At 74.1% G+C, this 20,584-nt stretch carries 12 protein-coding genes; 8 read left to right on the top strand and 4 right to left on the bottom strand.

What is annotated here, in order from left to right; translation table 11 throughout:
- Positions 1-144: 144 nt before the first annotated feature.
- The 5 genes from ACFW6A_RS09365 to ACFW6A_RS09385 all read left to right on the top strand — a co-directional run bounded on the left by ACFW6A_RS09365 (position 145) and on the right by ACFW6A_RS09385 (position 5,564).
- On the top strand, positions 145-1,014 hold the full coding sequence (locus ACFW6A_RS09365) for a nitroreductase/quinone reductase family protein (RefSeq protein ID WP_351841287.1): 870 nt from the start codon (positions 145-147) through the stop codon (positions 1,012-1,014).
- A gap of 46 nt (positions 1,015-1,060) precedes the next feature.
- Positions 1,061-1,483 carry a MerR family transcriptional regulator gene (locus ACFW6A_RS09370; RefSeq protein WP_351841285.1) on the top strand — a complete coding sequence of 141 codons (423 nt, stop codon included), beginning with the start codon at positions 1,061-1,063 and terminating at the stop codon, positions 1,481-1,483.
- A gap of 5 nt (positions 1,484-1,488) precedes the next feature.
- Entirely contained in the window at positions 1,489-1,875 is a 387-nt protein-coding gene (locus ACFW6A_RS09375; protein ID WP_386639623.1) for a thioredoxin family protein, read from the top strand.
- Between the two features lie 408 nt (positions 1,876-2,283).
- The gene (locus ACFW6A_RS09380) at positions 2,284-3,162 is read left to right on the top strand and encodes an alpha/beta fold hydrolase (protein WP_386639626.1); all 879 of its coding nucleotides are present in this window, start codon (positions 2,284-2,286) and stop codon (positions 3,160-3,162) included.
- Between the two features lie 167 nt (positions 3,163-3,329).
- On the top strand, positions 3,330-5,564 hold the full coding sequence (locus ACFW6A_RS09385) for a HelD family protein (protein ID WP_386639629.1): 2,235 nt from the start codon (positions 3,330-3,332) through the stop codon (positions 5,562-5,564).
- A 6-nt stretch (positions 5,565-5,570) separates the two neighbouring features.
- Here the strand turns inward: ACFW6A_RS09385 and glgB are convergent, their stop codons facing one another.
- The 4 genes from glgB to ACFW6A_RS09405 form a co-directional block, all read right to left on the bottom strand.
- Positions 5,571-7,784 (bottom strand): 1,4-alpha-glucan branching enzyme, encoded by a 2,214-nt coding sequence (gene glgB, locus ACFW6A_RS09390; RefSeq protein ID WP_386639631.1) that lies wholly within the window; start codon positions 7,782-7,784, stop codon positions 5,571-5,573.
- Positions 7,785-8,000: 216 nt separating this feature from the next.
- Positions 8,001-9,347: a maltokinase gene (locus tag ACFW6A_RS09395; protein WP_351841273.1), complete on the bottom strand. Its 1,347-nt coding sequence runs from the start codon at positions 9,345-9,347 to the stop codon at positions 8,001-8,003.
- A 213-nt stretch (positions 9,348-9,560) separates the two neighbouring features.
- Positions 9,561-11,255 carry a maltose alpha-D-glucosyltransferase gene (gene treS, locus ACFW6A_RS09400; RefSeq protein ID WP_386481509.1) on the bottom strand — a complete coding sequence of 565 codons (1,695 nt, stop codon included), beginning with the start codon at positions 11,253-11,255 and terminating at the stop codon, positions 9,561-9,563.
- Positions 11,252-13,237 carry an alpha-1,4-glucan--maltose-1-phosphate maltosyltransferase gene (locus tag ACFW6A_RS09405; RefSeq protein WP_351841269.1) on the bottom strand — a complete coding sequence of 662 codons (1,986 nt, stop codon included), beginning with the start codon at positions 13,235-13,237 and terminating at the stop codon, positions 11,252-11,254. Before ACFW6A_RS09405 ends, treS begins: the two co-directional genes overlap by 4 nt.
- Positions 13,238-13,600: 363 nt before the next feature.
- Here ACFW6A_RS09405 and ACFW6A_RS09410 point away from each other — a divergent pair, with 363 nt between their 5' ends.
- The 3 genes from ACFW6A_RS09410 to glgP all read left to right on the top strand — a co-directional run bounded on the left by ACFW6A_RS09410 (position 13,601) and on the right by glgP (position 20,434).
- Complete coding sequence (locus tag ACFW6A_RS09410; RefSeq protein ID WP_386639635.1) at positions 13,601-14,449, top strand: helix-turn-helix domain-containing protein; 849 nt, start codon at positions 13,601-13,603, stop codon at positions 14,447-14,449.
- Positions 14,450-14,534: 85 nt separating this feature from the next.
- Positions 14,535-17,699: an ABC transporter substrate-binding protein gene (locus ACFW6A_RS09415; RefSeq protein ID WP_386639637.1), complete on the top strand. Its 3,165-nt coding sequence runs from the start codon at positions 14,535-14,537 to the stop codon at positions 17,697-17,699.
- Positions 17,700-17,881: 182 nt separating this feature from the next.
- The gene (glgP, locus tag ACFW6A_RS09420; protein WP_351841263.1) at positions 17,882-20,434 is read left to right on the top strand and encodes an alpha-glucan family phosphorylase; all 2,553 of its coding nucleotides are present in this window, start codon (positions 17,882-17,884) and stop codon (positions 20,432-20,434) included.
- Positions 20,435-20,584 lie beyond the last annotated feature (150 nt).

Genomic DNA, 20,584 nt, shown 5'->3' on the forward strand with positions numbered 1-20,584 from the left:
CGGGCACCGGGAGGAACCCGCCCGCGGAAAAAGGCCCTTGACGTCGTCAAGGGCCTCCATGTGCAATGAGGCCACTCGCGTCGCGTGTCGGTCCGCGCTCGAAAGCGGAGACATGGAGGCAAGAGAACAGTAGGGACGGCTTTCTTGCCTCTCGACTTCAACGCCCCGATCATCGAAGAATTCCGTACCAACGCCGGACGCCTCGGCGGCCCCTTCGAGGGATGGGTGCTCCTTCTCCTCACCACCACCGGCGCCAGGTCCGGAAAAGAACACACCACCCCGCTCGGTTTCGTCGAGGACGGCGACCGCCTCCTCGTCGTCGGCTCGGCCGGCGGCTCCGACCGCCACCCCGACTGGTACCGCAACGTCCTGGCGAACCCCACCGTGACCGTCGAGGTGGCCACGGAGGCCGGCATCGACACCTGGCAGGCCACCGCCGTCGCCGCGACCGGCACCGAGCGGGACGCGCTCTTCGCGAAGGTCGTGGCCGCCGCCCCCGGGTACGCCGACTACCAGAGGGTCACCGACCGGGTCCTGCCCGTCGTCGTCCTCCACCGGATCCCGGTCTCCGACTACACCCCGCCGAACCGGCTCGACGCCCTCGCCGACGAACTGGTGAAGGTCCACGACTGGCTGCGCGGCGAGCTGGCCGCCCTCGCCGACGGCCTCGCCGCACCGGGCGCGGCCGAGCTCACGGTGGAGCTGCGCCGCCACTGCCTCACCTTCTGCACGGGCCTCGCCCACCACCACGGCGGGGAGGACGCGGGCCTCTTCCCTTACCTGGCCCGGGAGTTCCCCGAGAAGGCCGACGCCTTCGAGCGGCTGCGCGCCGAGCACGCGGGGGTCTCGCGCGCGCTCGACGGGCTGCGGGAGCTGCTCGCCCGGGTCGACGAGACCGAGCCCGGGGACCTGCGCCCCGAGTTCGACCGGCTGCGGGCGGAGCTGGAGGCGCACTTCGCGTACGAGGAGGCGGAGGTGCTGCCGCTGCTGCGGGCCGCCGCCCCCGTCTCGTGACGCCGCCCTTGCCCTGACGTCGGCGTCAACGCGTACGTTCGTCGGCATGCGCATCGGAGAGCTGGCCGAGCGGGCCGGGACGACCACGCGGACTCTGCGGTACTACGAGTCGCGCGGCCTCCTGCCCGCCCGGCGCACGGACCGGGGGCACCGCGTCTACGACGAGAGCGACCTGCGGCTGCTCCGGGAGATCAGGACCCTCCAGGACTTCGGGTTCGAGCTGGAGGAGACCCGGCCGTTCGTCGAGTGCCTGCGGGCCGGGCATCCGGCGGGGGACTCCTGTCCTGCGTCGGTGGCCGTCTACCGCCGCAAGCTCGGCGAGCTGGACGCGCTGCTCGGCCGGCTCCAGGGGGTGCGCGACCAGGTGGCCGTCCAGCTGCTGAGGGCCGAGGCGGAACTGGCCCGGGGGCCCGCGCCGAGGTGCGAGCTGGGCACGGGGGCGGCGACGACGGCGTACACGGAGGAGTGACGGACATGAACGGCGAGACGCGGAGCACGACCACCCCGGCGGCTCCAGTGGCCCCGACCACCCCGGCGGCCACGGTGACCGGGACCTCGGACGCGGACTTCGCGGCCGACGTCCTGGCGGCGGGGCCGCCGGTCCTGGTGCAGTTCACGGCGGTCTGGTGCGGCCCCTGCCGGCAGCTGAAGCCGGTGCTCGCCGCGCTCGCGGCGGAGGAGGAAGGCCGGCTGCGGGTGGTCGAGATCGACGTCGACCACAACCCCGCCACCACCGCCCGCTACGGCGTCCTGGCCACCCCCACCCTGATGGTCTTCCAGGCCGGCGAGCCGGTGAAGTCCCTGGTCGGCGCCCGGCCGAAGCGGCGGCTGCGCCAGGAGCTGGCGGACGTCCTGGACTGAGCCGCGGTACGGGGTCCCGTGCCGGACCCGGCCCCATGAAGCATGATCACGAAGAGCCCGGCCTGACCGTCGGGGACCACGACCCCGACCTGACGAAGCTCCTGGACCGGGGCCTCGACGCGTACGACTGCGCGGCCACCGGGACCACCGCGGCGGACCAGGGCGAGCTGTCCGTGCGGGCCCGCGACCCCGAGACCGGCGAGACCGCCGGCGGGCTCACCGCCTGGTCCTGGGGCGGGCTGCTCGGCATCCCGGGCGGCGCGGAGGACGTCCACTTCCACAAGAGGCTGGCCCCGGACGCCTCGCAAGCGCCTCGCCGGCCCCTGCGGGGGCCGGTCCTTGACCTCTCCCGGGGGCTTGACGATACGATACGTCTCGTCTTGTTGAACTCGCGGAGAGGGAACCGGCATGGCGCGCGAACGGTACGTGGACGTGGAGCCCGGCGTACGGCTCTGGGCCGAGGAGCACGGCGACGCCGGCCGGCCCCCGCTGCTCCTGGTCATGGGCGCGCAGGCCTCGGGGCTCACCTGGCCGGACGAGCTGGTGGCGCTGCTCGCCGCCCGCCCCCGGGTGATCCGGTACGACCACCGGGACACCGGCCGCTCCACCTGGGCCTTCGACGAGAGGCCCTACCCGCTGTCCCGGCTCGCCGAGGACGCCGTCGCCGTCCTGGACGCGTACGGGATCGAGCGGGCCCACGTCGTCGGCATGTCGCTGGGCGGACTGCTCACCCAGCTGCTGGTCGCCGACCGCCCGGACCGGCTGCGCAGCGCCACCGTCATCGGCACGGCCGCGCTCAGCACCGCGCCCTACGTCCGCCCCGACGGGACCCGCGTGCCGGCGGAGGAGCTGCCCGGCCCCGCCGCGCACCTCCTGGAGTTCTGGTCGCGTCCCGAGGAGGACCGGGACCGGGAGGCGGAGCTGGACCACCGGGTCGCGCACTGGCGGGCCCTCGCCGGCGACGCGCTCCCCTTCGACACGGACTGGTTCCGGGCGCAGGAGCGCCGGATCATCGCCCACACCGGACACCACCGGCCCGCCACCGCCCACGCCCGTGCCGACGCCTCCGGCCTGCTCCGCACCGAGGAGCTGGCCGCCGCGCGGGTGCCCGTCCTGGTGATCTCCGCGCCGGCCGAACCGGTCGCCCCGCCCCCGCACGCCGCGCACCTCGCCCAGGTCGTCCCGGGCGCCCGCCTCGCGGAGGTCCCCGGCATGGGCCACGCCCTGCCGCCCGAGGTCCACGCCCCGCTCGCGGAGGAGATCCTGCGCCACACCGGAACGGCGTGACCGCCCGCCGGCACCACGCCGTCACGGCACGAAAAAACCCCGGCTGAATTTGACAGTCGGGGTGGTGCGGCGCCTATATTGGTGAATTCCGTGTCTCTGTCCGACGATTAGTCGAGCGAATTCGCGGAGCATTTCACTAAAGGCACTGTATCGCGCTGGGAGTCGAATTGTCAACCGAGCCAATTCGGGACGAGCAGAAATTCATCACCTCGCTCTACGCGCGGCTCGACGACCTGAGGGACCGGGCCGAGGCCGCCGTCGGCGAGGCCCTCAGGGCCCCCGGGACGGGAAGCGCGCAGTCGCGCCTGGAGCGGGACATCCTGGTCGCCGAGCAGTCGGGGCTGCTCGCCGCCTTCGACGCCGGCGAGACCGGGCTCTGCTTCGGCCGGCTCGTCTTCCGGGACGGCCGCGACCACCACATCGGACGCATCGGCCTGCGCGAGGACGACCCGCAGCGCACCCCGCTCGTCGTCGACTGGCGCGCCGACGTCGCCCGCCCCTTCTACCTCGCCACCGGCCACGAGCCGATGGGCCTCACCCGCCGCCGGCACATCACCACCAAGGGCCGCGAGGTCGTCTCGCTCCACGACGAGGTCCTGGACCTCGCCGACCGCAGCCGCTCCGGCCACGAGGGCCGGGACGCCGACGAGGTGCTGCTCGCCGCGCTCGACGCCGCCCGCACCGGCCGGATGCACGACATCGTGCAGACCATCCAGGCCGAGCAGGACGCCATCATCCGCTCCCCGCACCGCGGCGTCCTCGTCGTCGAGGGCGGCCCCGGCACCGGCAAGACCGCCGTCGCCCTGCACCGCGCCGCCTACCTCCTCTACGCCCACCGCGACCAGCTGGCCAGGCGGGCCGTCCTCATCGTCGGCCCCAACCCGGCCTTCCTCGGCTACATCGGCAACGTCCTGCCCTCGCTCGGCGAGACCGGCGTCCTCCTCGCCACCCCCGGCGAGCTGTACCCGGGCGTCCGCGCCACCGGCGCCGACACCGCCCGCGCCGCCGCCGTGAAGGGCGACCTCCGGATGGCCGCCGCCCTGGCGGAGGCCGTACGCGACCGCCAGCGCGTCCCCGAGCGCGGCGAGCCGCTGGTCGTCCCGCACGAGGACGGCGACCTCGTCATCGACTGGGACATGGCCCTGGAGGCCCGCCACAAGGCCCGCGAGACCGCCCTCCCGCACAACCTCGCCCGCCCCTACTTCGCCTTCCGGATCCTCGACGCGCTGGCCGCGCAGCTCGCCGACCGGATCGGCGCCGACCCGTACGGCGGCCCCAACTTCCTCGGCCCCGACGACATCGCCCTGCTCGCCAAGGGCATCGCCGCCAACCCCGACGTGCACGCCGCCATCGACGACCTCTGGCCCGAACTGACCCCCGAGGACTTCCTCGCCGACTACCTCGCCGACCCCACCCACCTCCCCGAGGAGGACGCCGACGCGATCCGCCGCGACGGCGGCCCGTGGACCCCCGGCGACGTGCCGCTCCTCGACGAGGCCGCCGAACTCCTCGGCCACGACGACTCCGCCGCCCGCGCCGCCCAGGAGGCCGAGCGGCAGCGGCAGGTGCAGTACGCGCAGGGCGTCCTCGACGTCTCCTTCGCCTCCCGCACCTACGAGTTCGAGGACAAGGAGGAACTCGACGAGGACGCCTCCGAGGTGCTGTCCGCGCACGACATCATCGACGCCGAGCGCTTCGCCGAGCGGCAGGAGGAGGCCGACCACCGCACCGCCGCCGAACGGGCCGCCGCCGACCGCACCTGGGCCTTCGGCCACATCATCGTGGACGAGGCGCAGGAGCTGTCCGCCATGCAGTGGCGCCTGCTCATGCGCCGCAGCCCCACCCGCTCCATGACCCTGGTCGGCGACCCGGCGCAGACCGGCGACCCGGCCGGCGTCGGCGCCTGGGACGCGATCCTCACCCCGTACGTGGAGGACCGCTGGCAGCACGTGCGGCTCGGGGTCAACTACCGCACGCCCGCCGAGATCATGGCGGTCGCCGCCGCCGTGCGCCGGGAGGACGACCCCGCCTTCGAGCCGCCCGGCTCGGTCCGCTCCACCGGCGTCGAGCCGTGGGACCGGACCGTCGAGGACCCGGTGAAGGAGACCGCCGACGCCGTCGCCGCCGAGCGCGGCGCCGAGGGCCGCCTCGCCGTGATCGCCCCGGCGGAGCTGCTCCCCGCGCTGGTCGCGGCCCTCCCCGACGCCTCGTACGGCGAGAAGCCCGACCTCACCCGGCCGGTCGTCCTCCTCGACCCCCGCCAGGCGAAGGGGCTGGAGTTCGACACGGTCCTCGTCGTCGACCCGGACGGCATCCGGGCCGGCGCCCCGCACGGCACGAACGACCTGTACGTGGCGCTGACCCGGGCCACCCAGCGGCTCGGGATCGTCCGGCGGGCCTGAGCGGCGTCAGGCGGGCCTGAGCCAGACCGTCGCGAGCGGCGGCAGCGTCATGCGGACGCTCGCCGACCGCCCGTGCCACGGCACCGACTCGGTCTTCACCGGGTCGGTGCCGACCACGTCCGAGCCGCCGTAGCGGGCCGCGTCCGTGTTGAGCACCTCGCCCCAGGCGGCGAAGGCGTCCGGCACGCCCAGCCGGTAGTCGTGCCGGACGACGGGGGAGAAGTTGCAGACGGCGAGCAGCGGCGAGCCGAAGCCGTCGTAGCGGAGGAAGGCGAGGACGTTGTCGTCGGCCGCGTCCCCGACCACCCACTGGAAGCCCTCCGGGGCGGTGTCCCGCTCCCACAGCGACGGCGTCGCCGTGTAGACCCGGTTCAGGTCCCGCACCAGGTCCCGCACGCCCCGGTGGTCGGCCTCCGCCCCGTACTCCGGGTCGAGCAGCCACCACTCCGGCCCGTGCTCCGCCGACCACTCCGAACCCTGCGCGAACTCCTGCCCCATGAAGAGGAGCTGCTTGCCCGGGTGGGCCCACATGAAGCCCAGGTAGGCGCGGTGGTTGGCGCGCCGCTGCCACCAGTCGCCGGGCATCTTCGACACCAGCGCCCGCTTGCCGTGCACCACCTCGTCGTGAGAGATGGGCAGGATGTAGTTCTCGCTGTACGCGTACACCATCGAGAAGGTCATCTCGTGGTGGTGGTACTTGCGGTGCACCGCCTCCTTCTCCATGTACTGGAGCGAGTCGTGCATCCAGCCCATGTTCCACTTCATGCCGAAGCCGAGCCCGCCGTGACCGCCCGGCCCGACCAGGTCCGTCGCCCGCGTCACCCCGTCCCAGGCCGTGGACTCCTCGGCGAAGGTCACGATGCCGGGGCAGCGGCGGTAGACGGTGGCGTTCATCTCCTGGAGGAAGGCGACCGCGTCCAGGTTCTCCCGGCCGCCGTACTCGTTCGGCAGCCACTCGCCGTACTCGCGCGAGTAGTCGAGGTAGAGCATCGAGGCGACCGCGTCCACCCGCAGGCCGTCGACGTGGAACTCCTGGCACCAGTAGACCGCGTTGGCGACGAGGAAGTTCCGCACCTCCTTGCGGCCGTAGTCGAACTCCAGCGTCCCCCAGTCCGGGTGGTGCGAGCGGCGCGGGTCCGGGTGCTCGTACAGCGGCCGCCCGTCGAACTCGGCCAGCGCCCAGTCGTCCTTGGGGAAGTGCGCCGGCACCCAGTCCATCAGCACGCCGATCCCGGCCCGGTGCAGCGCGTCCACCAGGTACTTGAAGTCGTCCGGGGTGCCCAGGCGGGCGGTCGGCGCGTAGAAGCCGGTGACCTGGTAGCCCCACGAGCCGCCGAAGGGGTGCTCGGCGACCGGCATGAACTCGACGTGGGTGAAGCCGAGTTCGCGGACGTAGGCGGGCAGCTCGACGGCCAGCTCGCGGTAGGTCAGACCGGGCCGCCAGGACGGCAGGTGGAGCTCGTAGACGGAGATCGGCGCCTCGTGCGGCGGGCGGGCGCCGCGCCGGGCCATCCACTCGGCGTCGTCCCACTCGTAGTGCGACTCGGTGACGACGGACGCGGTGTTCGGCGGGCACTCGGTGTGGCGGGCCATCGGGTCGGCGCGGACGGTGTGCGAGCCGTCGGGCCGGGCGATGTCGTACTTGTACAGGGCCCCCTCCCCGACGCCCGGCACGAACAGCTCCCACACGCCGGTCGAGCCGAGGGACCGCATCGGCAGCCCGGTGCCGTCCCAGTGCGTGAAGTCGCCGGTCACGCGCACGCCCCGGGCGTTCGGTGCCCACACGGCGAACCGGGTGCCGGTGACGCCGCCGTGGGTCAGCACGCGCGAGCCGAGCGCCGTCCACAGCTCCTCGTGCCGGCCCTCGCCGATCAGGTGCAGGTCCAGGTCGCCGAGGGACGGCAGGTGCCGGTACGGGTCCTGGACGGTGATCTCCCCGTCGCCGTACGCCACGCGCAGCTCGTACGCCGGGACCTTGCGCAGCAGCGGCACGAACGCCGAGAAGAGGCCGTCGCCGTCGTCCGTCAGCCCGACCTCACGGCCCTTCGGCAGGAGGAGCGTGACGCCCCGCGCCCAGGGGCGCAGGGCCCGGAAGACGATCCCGCCCTTCACCGGGTGGGCGCCGAGCAGGGCGTGCGGGTCGTGATGCTCGCCGGCGAGGAGCCGCGCGCGCTCGCCGGGGTCGAGAGGGGGCGCCGTGCGGGGCGTCTTGGCGGTCACCGGAAGCCTCCAGAAAGCTCGGAAAGTGTACGAATAGGGCAACGCGCCCACGGCCCGCCGGGACACTCCGCCGAACGGGCCATCTCCCCCTGTGGGCCGCGCCCGCCGTCCCAGGCGGCAGGAGCTGAAGCACCCGCAACGGAGCGGCGGGGGCAGCCCCGGCCGGGTGCGGACCGCAACGGGGCGGCGGGGGCGGACGGCGGCGGCAGGGCCGGGTCATCGGGAGAGGCGGTGGATGGCGGACATGGGGACGGGGAGCCAGTCGGGACGGTGGCGGGCCTCGTACACGACCTCGTAGACCGCCTTGTCCGTCTCGTAGGCACGCAGCAGCGCGGGATCCGTCCGGGGATCCGCCCCCGAGACCTCCGCGTACCCCGTGCAGTACGCCGCCCGGCACCGCGCCGCCCAGTCCGCGTTCCAGGGCCGGTGGGTGCGGGCCGCGTAGTCGAAGGAGCGCAGCATGCCGGCGACGTCGCGGACGGTCGGCTGCGGGCGCCGCCGCTCGTCGAGGGGCTTCGCCGGCTCGCCCTCGAAGTCGATGACGGCCCACGCGCCGTCGGAGCCGCGCAGGGTCTGCCCGAGGTGCAGGTCGCCGTGGATCCGCTGCACCGTGCCCGCGCCCTCCGCGCCGCCCGCCGCCGCGAAGACGGCCCGCAGCCCGGGGACGTACGGCAGGAGCGCGGGGACCGCCTGCGCGGCGGCGTGCAGCCGCCGGTCCATGGCGGCGGCCAGCCCCTCGGTCTCGGCGCGTTCCAGCCGCTGGGTGGGCAGGGCCTCGGCGAGGGCGAGGTGGACCTCGGCGGTGGCCCGCCCGAGCGCCCGCGCCTCGGCGGTGAACTCCCGCCCCGCCGCCAGCGCGTCGAGCGCCAGCCGCCAGCCGTCCCGCGAGTCCCGGAGGTACGGCTGGAGGACGCCCAGGGTCGCCGCCCCCGACTCGAACCAGGCCACCGGCGCCGGGACGCGGGCGCAGCCGGCCTGTCCGAGGGCGAGCGGGAGTTCGAGGTCGGGGTTGGCGCCGGGGCTGACCCGGCGGAAGATCTTGAGGATGTAGGCGTCCCCGAACACCAGCGAGGAGTTGGACTGTTCGGCGTCGAGGACCCGCGGGGCGAGCGCCCCGGGCAGCGGTCGGGTGGCGTGGAAGCGGAGCGGTCCGGTGCGGCCGGGGGTGCGCAGCCGCTCGTACAGGAGCCCGGCGAGGCGCGGGTCGCGCAGTCCTTCGTAGACGGCGCGGCCGGCCAGCGGGCCCTGCCGGACGCGGCCGATGAGGGCGGGGGCGAGGCGCGGCGGCAGCTGCGTCCGCACGCCGAGGAGGAGTTGGTAGCAGTCGGCGGGTTCGCCGGCCGGGCGGCCGGGTTGTTCGACCCGCAGGAGGAGGTGGAGGAGTCCGGGTCCGGCGCCGTCCAGGGGCAGCAGCTCGGTGGCCGCGTCCAGCGTGAATCCCGTGACCCGGCGGCCCTTGCCCGCGAACCAGCGCTGCCGGGGCAGCCATTCGTGGAGCAGGGGCGTGAGGGACGGGAGAAGGGCGTCCGGTGTCCGGGTGGTGGATGCGGCAATCTCCGGCATGGCATCGCGTCCTTTCCCCGGGGTGCGCACAGGGCTGTCGTAAGCGTTCAAATGCGCAGATTGTCCCGGATGGCGGCTGGGGCTGTCCGGAAGTGCGGGACGTGTCGGAAAGGGAAGATCCGTATGGATGGACCCGGATGGGGTGAATCGTGTGTGGACACAGTTCCCGGAGCGGGGCGGGGGAAACCGTCCCGCTCCGGAAAGGGCCGGTCGTCAACTCCGCTTCATGCGGAACCAGTAGAAGCCGTGGCCGGCCAGCGTCAGCAGGTACGGAAGCTCGCCGACCGCCGGGAACTCCACCCCGCCGATCAGCTCCACCGGCCGCATCCCGGCGAAACGCCGCAGGTCCAGCTCGGTCGGCTGTGCGTGCCGCGAGAAGTTGTTCACGCAGAGGACGAGGTCGTCGCCGTCCTCGCGGAGGAAGGCGAGCACCGCCGCGTTGGAGGAGGGCAGTTCGGTGTACGTCCCCGTCCCGAAGGCACGGTTCTGCTTGCGGATCTCGATCATCCGCTTCGTCCAGTGCAGCAGCGAGGACGGCGAGGCCATCCCCGCCTCCACGTTGGTCACCTGGTACCCGTGGACCGGGTCCATGATGGCCGGCAGGTAGAGCCGTCCCGGGTCGCAGGAGGAGAAGCCCGCGTTCCGGTCCGGGGTCCACTGCATCGGGGTGCGGACCCCGTCCCGGTCGCCGAGCCAGATGTTGTCGCCCATGCCGATCTCGTCGCCGTAGTACAGCACCGGGGAGCCCGGCAGCGAGAAGAGCAGCGCGGTGAACAGCTCCATCTGCTTGCGGTCGTTGTCGAGGAGCGGGGCGAGCCGCCGCCGGATGCCGATGTTGGCCCGCATCCGCGGGTCCTTGGCGTACTCGGCGTACATGTAGTCGCGTTCCTCGTCCGTGACCATCTCGAGGGTGAGCTCGTCGTGGTTGCGGAGGAAGATGCCCCACTGGCAGCCGGAGGGGATCTCCGGGGTCTTGGCCAGGATCTCCGAGACCGGGTACCGGGACTCGCGGCGCACGGCCATGAAGATCCGCGGCATGACCGGGAAGTGGAAGGCCATGTGGCACTCGTCGCCGCCGGAGCGGAAGTCGCCGAAGTAGTCGACGACGTCCTCCGGCCACTGGTTGGCCTCGGCGAGCAGCACCGTGTCCGGGTAGTGGTCGTCGATCTCCTTCCGGACCTCCTTGAGGAAGGTGTGGGTGGCCGGGAGGTTCTCGCAGTTGGTGCCCTCCTGCTGGTACAGGTACGGCACCGCGTCCAGCCGGAAGCCGTCGATCCCCAGGTCCAGCCAGAACTTCAGCGCCGAGAGGATCTCCTCCCGCACGGCCGGGTTCTCGTAGTTGAGGTCCGGCTGGTGCGAGAAGAAGCGGTGCCAGTAGTACTGCTTGCGGACCGGGTCGAAGGTCCAGTTGGAGGTCTCGGTGTCGACGAAGATGATCCGGGCGTCGGCGTACTGCTTGTCGTCGTCGGCCCAGACGTAGTAGTCGCCGTACGGGCCGTCCGGGTCGCGCCGCGACTCCTGGAACCACGGGTGCTGGTCGCTGGTGTGGTTCATGACGAAGTCGATGATCACGCGCATCCCGCGCTGGTGCGCCGCGTCCACGAACTCGACGAAGTCGGCGAGGTCGCCGAACTCGGGGAGGACCGAGGTGTAGTCGGCGACGTCGTAGCCGCCGTCGCGCAGCGGCGACTTGAAGAACGGCGGCAGCCACAGGCAGTCCACGCCGAGCCACTGGAGGTAGTCCAGGCGGGACGTGATGCCCTTCAGGTCGCCGACGCCGTCGCCGTTGCTGTCCTGGAAGGACCGGACGAGGACCTCGTAGAAGACGGCCCGCTTGAACCAGTCGGGGTCGCGGTCCTTGGCGGGGGTGTCCTCGAAGGTGTCGGGGACGGGATCGTTGACGGTCATGAGGTGGGTGACCCTCCGGTCTGCGGGGACGGTCGCAGGACGAGCACGTGCGCGGGCGTGACGCCCGGTTCCAGGCGCACGTAGGCGTTCCTGCCCCAGTGATAGGTGTCGCCGGTGAGCTCGTCGCGCACCGGTACGGTCTCGTGCCAGCCGAGGCCGAGTTCCGGCATGTTCAACGAGACCGTCGCCTCCTGGGTGTGGTGCGGGTCGAGGTTGACGACCACCAGAACGGTGTTCGAACCCGACTTCTTCGAGTACGCGATCACCTGCGGGTTGTCCGTGTTGTGGAAGGAAAGGTTCCGCAGGCGCCGGAGCGCCGGGTGGCGGCGCCGGATCCGGTTCAGGGAGGTGATCAGCGGGGTGATCGTCGCGCCCGACCGCTCCGCCGACTCCCAGTCGCGCGGCCGGAGTTGGTACTTCTCCGAGTCCAGGTACTCCTCGCTGCCCGGGCGCAGCGGGGTGTTCTCGCACAGCTCGTACCCGGCGTAGATCCCCCAGGTCGGCGAGAGCGTCGCCGCGAGCACCGCCCGCGCCTCGAAGGCCGGCCGGCCGCCCTCCTGGAGGTAGGCGTGCAGGATGTCCGGGGTGTTCACGAAGAAGTTGGGGCGCATCTGCGCCGCCACGTCACCGGACAGCTCGGTCAGGTACTCGGTCAGCTCGTCCTTGGTGTTCCGCCAGGTGAAGTACGTGTACGACTGCTGGAAGCCGATCGCGCCCAGCGTCCGCATCATCGCCGGCCGGGTGAACGCCTCCGCCAGGAAGATCACGTCCGGGTCCCGCCCGTTGACCTCCCCGATGACCCGCTCCCAGAACACCACCGGCTTGGTGTGCGGGTTGTCCACCCGGAAGATCCGCACCCCGTGGTCCATCCAGTGCCGCATGACCCGCACGGTCTCGGCGACGATCCCGTCCATGTCGGCGTCGAAGGCGATCGGGTAGATGTCCTGGTACTTCTTCGGCGGGTTCTCCGCGTAGGCGATCGAGCCGTCCGGGCGGTGGTGGAACCACTCCGGGTGCTTCTCCACCCACGGGTGGTCCGGCGAGCACTGGAGCGCGAAGTCCAGCGCGACCTCCAGGCGCAGCTCGCGGGCCCGGGCCACGAAGGCGTCGAAGTCCTCGATCGTCCCCAGGTCCGGGTGGACCGCGTCGTGCCCGCCCTCCGGCGAGCCGATCGCCCACGGCACGCCGACGTCCTCCGGGGCCGCCGACAGGGCGTTGTTGGGGCCCTTGCGGTGCGTCTCGCCGATCGGGTGGATCGGCGGCAGGTAGACCACGTCGAAGCCCATCGCCGCGATGGCCGGGAGCCGTTCGGCGGCGGTGCGGAAGTTCCCCGGCACCGTGCGGCCCCCGACCTTCCGCACGCCCTCCGAGCGCGGGAAGAACTCGTACCAGGAGCCGAACAGGGCCCGCTCGCGCTCCACCAGGAGCGGGAACGCGGGGGAGGCGGAGACCAGTTCGCGCAGCGGGTGCCGCTCCAGGGCCTCCGTCACCCGCGGCGCGAGCGCGGCGGCCAGCCGCGCGGCGGCCGGCCGGGACTCGTCGCGCAGCGCGTCCGCGACCGCGAGCACCGCCTCCCGTCCGCCGCCCTTCTTCGGGACGCCCTTGGCGGCCCGCTCGTGCAGCTCCGCGCCCTCGGCGAGGACGAGTTCGGAGTCGATCCCGGCCGGGATCTTGATCTTCGCCGCGTGGCGCCAGGTCGCCAGCGGGTCGCTCCACGCCTCGACGGAGTACGTCCACAGGCCCTCGGCGTCCGGGGTGACCTCGGCCCCCCAGCGGTCGGAGCCCTCGGCCAGCTCGCGCATCGGGGTCCACGGCCCCGGACGGCCGGTCGGGCCGGTCAGTACGACATTGGCGGCGACCGCGTCGTGGCCCTCGCGGAAGACGGTGGCCGACACCTCGAAGGTTTCGCCGGCCACCGCCTTCGCGGGGCGCCGGCCGCAGTCGACCAGCGGGCGGACGTCCAGTACGGGAATGCGTCCCATGAGCGGATTCACAGCATCACCTGACGGTTTGCGGGGGTGCGGGTGGTGGTGCGCTCTTTCTAGCCGCGCCGGAGGCCGGTGGGAGGCGGGCATCGCCGCGCCCCTCCGCGTTCACTCGGATGGCGGGCCCACAGGGATGAAGACGGGGACGGAGAGGAGGGAATCGGGGGTACCGGGGGAGCCTTCCCCACGTTCTCGGGTGGGCAATCCGGCCCTTTGTTAACTACTAGGGCGTAGCGGATCGGACAAGACCGGTACCGGACGGGAACCCCCGCGCCGGGCGCGCCGGGAAGGGCCGGATCCGCCGCACGCCTCGCTACGCTGACGCTCCGTCGTCACCGACCGCGGAAGGTGCGTGACCCCATGGACGCCTCCACCGCCCGGGCCGTCCTGCACTACGTGCTGGCCGGCGGATGCCGGATCGCCGTCACCGGCACCGCCGCCCTCGACCCCTCCCGCGGTGAACTGGTCCTGCTGCCCGCCGCCGCCCGCCACCGGATCTCGCCCCTCCCCGGCCTCCGCGGCGTTTCGCCGCCGCCGCCGTCGACGGCGGCGGGCGGGACGGGGCCCGCCGACCCCGCCGACCCCCTCGGTCCCGCCGTCGGGATCGCGGTCCTCGACGGGCCCGGGGGGCCGGTGCGGCTGCTGAGCCTGCGGACCGGGTACGACCCGCGGGCCGTCAGGCCGCTCGTCGCCGGACTGCCCCGGGCCGTCCTGCTCGAACGGCGCCGGGTCGAGGCGGCGCCGCTGCTGCGGGACACCCTGCGGCTGCTCGCCGAGCCCGGGCGGCGGCCCGGACCCGGGGACCTGCTGCTCGTCCTGCGGGCGTTCGAGGCGGCGCTCGCCCTCGCCGCCGGGCCCCGCCCGCCCGGCGCGGCGCACCCGCACCCCGGCATCGGCCGCACCGTCGCCGCCATCGAGACCCGCTACGCCGAGCCGTGGACCGTGGACACCCTGGCCCGCGAGGCCGGGATGTCCCGCTCCTCCTTCACCGCGGCCTTCCGCGAGGCCGTCGGCACCTCGCCGGCCCGCCATCTGACCGCCCGCCGGATACGGGAGGCGGCCCGGCTGCTCGCCGAGACCGGGCTCCCCCAGTCGGCCGTGCCCGCCCGCGTCGGCTACCGCAGCCGGGTCGGCTTCCACCTCGCCTTCCGCACCGCCTACGGCACGACCCCGGGGGAGTACCGGGCCGCCGCGCCCCGCAGGGCGTGAACCCGGCCGGCGCCGGGCCCGGCGGCGGATCTGATGTAATCGTCCCGGCGTCCAAGGGGATGCGGCGCCGGGGACGGGGGCGGTCTTGCAAGCACTGGACGGGTCGGATCCGCGACAGGTGGGGCGGTACCGGATCCTCGCGCGCCTGGGGGCGGGCGGGATGGGCCGGGTCTATCTGGGGCGGTCCACCAGCGGCCGGATGGTCGCCGTCAAGGTGGTGCGCGCCGAACTCGCGGAAGACCCCGAGTTCCAGCGCCGGTTCGTCCGCGAGGTGGAGGCCGCCCGGCGGGTCACCGGCTTCTTCACCGCGGCCGTGGTCGACGCCGACCCGCTGGGTTCGCCCCCGTGGCTCGCCACCGCCTACGTCCCCGGCCTGCCCCTGGAGACGGCGGTGCGCACGCACGGGGCGTGGCCCCGGCGTTCGCTGCTCTACCTGGGGGCGGGACTGGTCGAGGCCCTGGAGGCCATCCACGGCACGGGGCTGATCCACCGTGACCTGAAGCCGTCGAACGTGCTGATCGCCCCCGACGGACCCCGGGTGATCGACTTCGGCATCTCGATCATCGCCGAGTCGAACGTCCTGACCCAGGCGGGGATGGTGATCGGCACCCCCGGCTTCATGTCGCCCGAGCAGGTGGCGGGAAGCGCCGTCGGCCCGGCGAGCGACGTGTTCTCGCTGGGCGCGGTGCTGGCCTTCGCGGCCACCGGGACCGGCCCGTTCGGGACCGGCTCCGCGCACTCGGTGAACTTCCGCGCCGTCTACGGGGAACCCGACCTGCGCCTGCTGCCGCCGGGGACGGACCTCATCGCCCGGTGCCTGGAGAAGGACCCCGCCCGGCGGCCCACCGTGCCGCAGCTCCTCGCGGAGTTCGCGGGGCTGCTCGGCGAGGGGAGCGGCCACACCTACGGGGGAGGGCCGGCGAAGGAGACCCACTGGCTGCCGGAGGCGGTGGCGGCGGCCCTCGGCGAAGCGGGAGGCGCCCTCGGACCGGTGGCCGGTCCCGGCCCCGCGTCCCCGCCGACACCCGCACCGGGCCCCGCGCCCGCGTCCACCCCGACGCCCACCCCCGGCTCCGCGCCGACCGGGTGGTCCTCGCCGGCCCCCGCCGGCTTCGGCGCCGGGACGGCCCCGGGCCACCGCGAGGCGCCCTCCGAGGGGCCGGGGAGCGCGGGTCACCCGGCCGGCGCGGTGCCCAGGCCCGACCCCCGCGTCCCCCTCGCGAAGGGCCCCGCCGCACCGCCCGCGATGCCCGCCACGCCGCCGCCCGCGATGCCGGCGACGCCGCCCGCCGCGCCGCCGGACTTCGCCGTCCGGCCGCCCGCCGGCCCCCCGGCCGCCGGCAACCCGTACGCCGTCACGGCCCCCGCCGGGTATCCCCCCGGTCCCAGCGGCGCCCCGGCCCGCCCGTCCGGCCGCCCCCGGGGCCGCAGGCTCGTGGCGATCGCCCTCGGCGTCGCCCTGGTGGCGGGCGGCGGCGTCACCGCCGTGGTCCTCTCCCAGAAGGACGACCCGGCCGGGAAGGGGCGGACGCAGGGCCAGGGGAAGGACGACGGGAAGGACCAGGGCGAAGGAAAGACCCGGGACGACGGCTCCGCCGGGTCCCGCGGCGGCTTCAACGCCGCGGTCGGCAAGGTGGTCAACGCCTCCGACAAGAAGGGCGGCACCCTCCGCCTGGCGAGCATGATGGACGCCGACTCCTGGGACCCGGCCCGCTCCTACTCGGGATGGGTCTGGAGCATCCAGCGGCTCTACAGCCGCACGCTGATGACCTACGCCCCCGAACCGGGGGAGAAGGGCCTCTCGGTGGTTCCCGACCTGGCCGCCGCGCAGCCCCAGGTGTCCTCCGACGGCCGGACCTACACGTTCCGGCTGAGGCCCGGCCTGAAGTTCGAGGACGGCACGCCGATCACCGCCGCGGACGTCAAGTACGGCATCGAGCGCGCCTTCGCCCCGGAGATCGTCGGCGGTCCCACGTACCTCGTCGACATCCTCGACCAGAAGCAGAACTACCCGGGCCCGTACAAGGACACCGGCACCTCGGGCCTGCGGTCCGTCGAGGCCCCGGACGACCTCACGCTCGTCTTCCGGCTGGCCGAGGCCGACTCCCGGTTCCCCTACCTGCTCACCATGGGCGCGACGGCACCCGTGCCGCGCAAGCGCGACTCCGCGGCCCGCTACGGGACCAGGCCGATGTCCTCCGGACCGTACCGCTTCTCCTCGTACCAGCCGGACCGGTCGCTGGTCCTGGTCCGCAACGAGCAGTGGGACCCGGCCACCGACCCGCTCCGCAAGGCCCTGCCGGACCGCGTCGAGCTGACCATCCTGCCCGACCAGGCCAAGGTCGACGAGCAGCTGCTGGCCGGCACGGCCGACCTGGACGCCTCCCAGACCGGCATGACGCAGGAGAACGCCGTCCGGACGCTGGCGGACCCGAAGCGGAAGGCCGACCTGGACAACCCGTACAGCGGCTATCTCCGGATGGCCGCGATGATCTCCGACACCGCCCCGCTGGACAACGTGAACTGCCGCAAGGCGGTGGTCTACGCGGCCGGAACCAGGACCCTGCGGGCCGCGCGCGGAGGGGATTCCTTCACCTCGCCGCAGGGCAACATGCTGCCCCCGACGGTCCGGGGCGCCGACTCCTACGACCCCTTCGGCCTCACCGGCGGCGAGCCCCGCCGGGAGGAGGCCGAGAAGGCGCTGCGGGCGTGCGGCAAGCCTGGCGGCTTCACGACGAAGATCGCCCTGAACGCCGCGAACACCAAGGACGCCGAGGTGGTCACCGCCCTGCAGAACGATCTGAAGGCCGTCGGCATCACCCTGGAGACCGAGCGGTTCGACAACGTCACGGCCTACTTCGCCGCCCTGGGCTCCCCCAAGATCCAGAGGGAGAAGGGGATCGGCATGCTCATGATGGGGTGGGGGGCCGACTTCCCCACCGGCGCGGGCTTCCTCCAGCCCCTCGCCGACGGCGGACTGACCAGGGTCGAGGGCAACAACAACTACGCCCGGGTGAACGACCCCCGGATCAACGAGCTGTTCGACCGGGCGTCGGCCGAGACCGACGACGCCGCGGCGACCCGCCTCTACCAGGAGATCAACCACCGGGTCACCGACGGGGCCTACTACCTGCCGGTGAGCGCCGAGAAGACCGTCGCCTACCGCGGCCCCCGGCTGACCAACGTCTACGTCCACGAGGCGTTCAACCTGATCGACGTCCAGGCCCTGGGCGTCGACGAAACGTCCTGACCACCCCGGCCCGAGCCCCCTCCGGGGGCCGGGTCCGCCGGACGCGCCCCCCGGCACCCCGCCCGCGCCCCCGGGCGCCCCGCCCGGAACGAGGGGGCGCGGCCTAGGCTCGGTGCGGCACGCCGGGCGCACCGCGTGGTGCGTCCGCTCCGTAGCGTCACCGGCCTGCGAAGGTGGGACACGTGAAGGCAATCCGTCGATTCACCGTGCGTCCTGTCCTCCCGGACACCCTCCGACCCCTCGCCGCCCTGGCACGCAATCTGCGCTGGTCCTGGCACGAGCCGACCCGCGCCCTCTTCGACTCCCTCGCCCCCGAAGGGCTCCGGGGCGCCGACCCGGTGCGGGTCCTCGGCGCCCTGGAGGCCCCGCGGCTCACCGCGCTCGCCGCCGACGGCGACTTCCTCGCCCGGCTCGCCGCGGCCGCCGAGGACCTCGACGCCTACCTGGACCGGCCCCGCTGGTACCAGGAGCGCGCCGCGGGCGACGGGCCCGCCGCCCTCGCCTACTTCTCGCCCGAGTTCGGCGTCGCCGCCGCCCTGCCCCAGTACTCCGGCGGGCTCGGCATCCTCGCCGGCGACCACCTCAAGTCCGCCAGCGACCTCGGCGTCCCGCTGATCGGCGTCGGACTGCTCTACCGGCACGGCTACTTCCGGCAGTCCCTCGGCCGCGACGGCTGGCAGCAGGAGCAGTACCCCGTCCTCGACCCCGGCGAGCTGCCCGTCGCCCTGCTCCGCGAGCCCGACGGCACCCCCGCCCGGATCACCCTCGCCCTGCCCGGCGGCCGCAGCCTCCACGCCCACCTGTGGATCGCCCAGGTCGGCCGGATCCCGCTGCTGATGCTCGACTCGGACGTCGAGGAGAACGCCCCCGGCGAGCGGTCCGTCACCGACCGGCTGTACGGCGGCGGCAGCGAGCACCGGCTCCTCCAGGAGATGCTGCTCGGCATCGGCGGCGTCCGCGCGGTCCGGACGTACACCCGCCTCACCGGCCACCCCGAGCCCGAGGTCTTCCACACCAACGAGGGCCACGCCGGCTTCCTCGGCCTGGAGCGGATCCGCGAACTCCAGGGTGAGGGACTCGACTTCGACGCCGCCCTGGAGACCGTCCGGGCCGGCACCGTCTTCACCACCCACACCCCCGTCCCGGCCGGCATCGACCGCTTCGACCGGGCGCTGGTCGCCCGCCACCTCGGCGACGACGGCGCGCTGCCCGGCCTGGACACCGGACGGATCCTCGCCCTGGGCGACGAGACCCCGCTCGGCGGCGAGGCCGGCGTCTTCAACATGGCCGCGATGGGCCTGCGGCTCGCCCAGCGCGCCAACGGCGTCTCCACCCTCCACGGAGCCGTCAGCCGGGAGATGTTCGCCGGGCTCTGGCCCGGCTTCGACGCCGGCGAGGTGCCGATCACCTCCGTCACCAACGGCGTCCACGCCCCCACCTGGACCGCCCCCGAGGTCGGCCGGCTCGGCCCCGACGCGAGCGACCACGAGCTGTGGGAGCTGCGCCGCACCCTGCGCACCCGGCTCGTCGCCGACGTGCGGGAGCGGCTGCGGGCCTCCTGGCGGCAGCGCGGCGCCGCCGCCGCCGAACTCGGCTGGACCGACTCCGTCCTCGACCCCGAGGTCCTCACCATCGGCTTCGCCCGCCGGGTCCCCTCGTACAAGCGGCTCACCCTGATGCTCCGCGACAAGGACCGGCTGCGCGCCCTGCTGCTCCACCCCGAGCGGCCGGTGCAGCTGGTCGTCGCCGGCAAGGCCCACCCGGCCGACGACGGCGGCAAGCGGCTCGTCCAGGAGCTGGTCCGCTTCGCCGACGACCCCCGGGTCCGGCACCGGATCGTCTTCCTGCCCGACTACGGCATGGAGATGGCCCGCGGCCTCTACCCCGGCTGCGACGTCTGGCTCAACAACCCGCTGCGCCCGCTGGAGGCGTGCGGCACCAGCGGCATGAAGGCCGCGCTCAACGGCTGTCTCAACCTCTCCGTCCTCGACGGCTGGTGGGACGAGTGGTTCGAGCCCGAGTTCGGCTGGGCCATCCCCACCGCCGACGGCGCCGCCGCGGCGGACGAGGAGCGCCGCGACGACCTGGAGGCCGCCGCCCTCTACGAGCTGATCGAGCGCCGGGTCGCCCCCCGCTTCTACGACCGGGGCCCCGACGGGGTCCCGGTCGCCTGGACCGCCATGGTCCGCCGCACCCTCGCCGACCTCGGCCCGAAGGTGCTCGCCGACCGGATGGTCCGGGAGTACGTGGAGCGGCTGTACGTCCCCGCCGCCGCGGCCCGCCGGGCGCTCACCCCGGACCGGGCCCGGGAGCTCGCCGCCTGGAAGGCCCGGGTCCGGGCGGCCTGGCCCGGGGTCTCGGTGGACCACGTGGAGATCGGCGACGACCTCGCCGAGGCCGGGGCCGAGCTGGGCGCGACCCCGGTGGTCCGGGTTCGCGTCGCGCTCGGCGGCCTCTCCCCGGACGACGTCGAGGTGCAGGCCGTCACCGGCCGCGTCGACGCCGCCGACACCCTCACCGACACCCGCTCCTTCGGGCTGAAGCCGGCGGGCGGGCCGGACCTGGAGGGCCGGCAGCCGTACGCGGGCACCCTGGAGCTCGACCGCACCGGTCCCTTCGGCTGCACCGTCCGCGTCCTGCCCGCCCATCCGCTCCTCGCCGACCCCGCCGAGCCGGGGCTCCTCGCCCTGCCGGCGGACCAGGCGGGCGAGGCCGCGGGGGTGCTCCTGAGGTAGCCGGGTCCCGGCACCACCCGGACGCGACCGTGCGACGGCCGCACCCCGTCGGGGCGCGGCCGTCGCACGGTCGCCCGCGGCGACGGCCGCACCGCCCGTGCCCGCGCCGGAGGCCCTCGCCGTACCCGAGGGCCCACGGGCCCGGGGGAG

It is taken from the genome of Streptomyces sp. NPDC058758 (genome assembly GCF_042746075.1).
In the GTDB taxonomy this organism is placed as follows: Bacteria; Actinomycetota; Actinomycetes; order Streptomycetales; family Streptomycetaceae; genus Streptomyces.